Source organism: Oleiphilus sp. HI0067, assembly GCF_001635735.1.
Genome location: NZ_LWFI01001291.1, coordinates 1 through 647, shown reverse-complemented (window position 1 = coordinate 647; position 647 = coordinate 1). Strand labels below are relative to the sequence as shown.

The 647-nt window shown below is 44.4% G+C and carries 1 protein-coding gene; it reads right to left on the bottom strand.

Annotated features, from left to right (window positions below; genetic code table 11):
* A partial coding sequence (locus A3739_RS20025; RefSeq protein WP_197472460.1) for an efflux RND transporter permease subunit occupies positions 1-647 on the bottom strand: 647 nt, incomplete at both ends.

Here is a 647-nt window from a genome sequence, read left to right as displayed (position 1 = left end):
TGAATGAGCCACAACGAGACCAATCGCGACACCAATAAACCCTAGAGGTATCGTCATTAAAACAATCGCAGGCTTGCGAAGAGAATTAAATTGCGCGACCAACAAAATCAGAATTAAAAAGCCAGCTATCGGTAGCTTTGCAGCAATAGACTCATTTGCCTTATCCGAGCTCTCAAACTCGCCACCAAGCTCATAACTCGCACTTAATTCCCAATTCTGTGACTGCTCTTCAAGCCATGGAGTCAATTTCTCAAATGCTTCAGTAGCTGTGACACCATCAATGAGTTGCGCTCCGACAGTGACCGTTTTGATTCGATCTCGACGCAAAATTTTAGCGGGCTCCCATATTAGCTTCAGATCGGCGACTTGCTTCAGAGGCAAGGAATCACCTGTAGACTGCACATACACAGAGATCCCCTCTAACTTCGAAATATCATCTTGTTCTGACTCTTTGGTTCGAAGTAATACGGGAATAATATCTTCGCCACGTCGATACTCTGTCAGCTCTAAGCCGCTCAAACCCGTCTGCAATGAAACCGCGATATCTTCGTTGGTTATACCTGCGCGACGCGCTTTAGTCTGATCAATAATCACTTCAAACTTCTTCGTCTGAATACCCCAATCATCATTAATATTTGTAAGTTCAG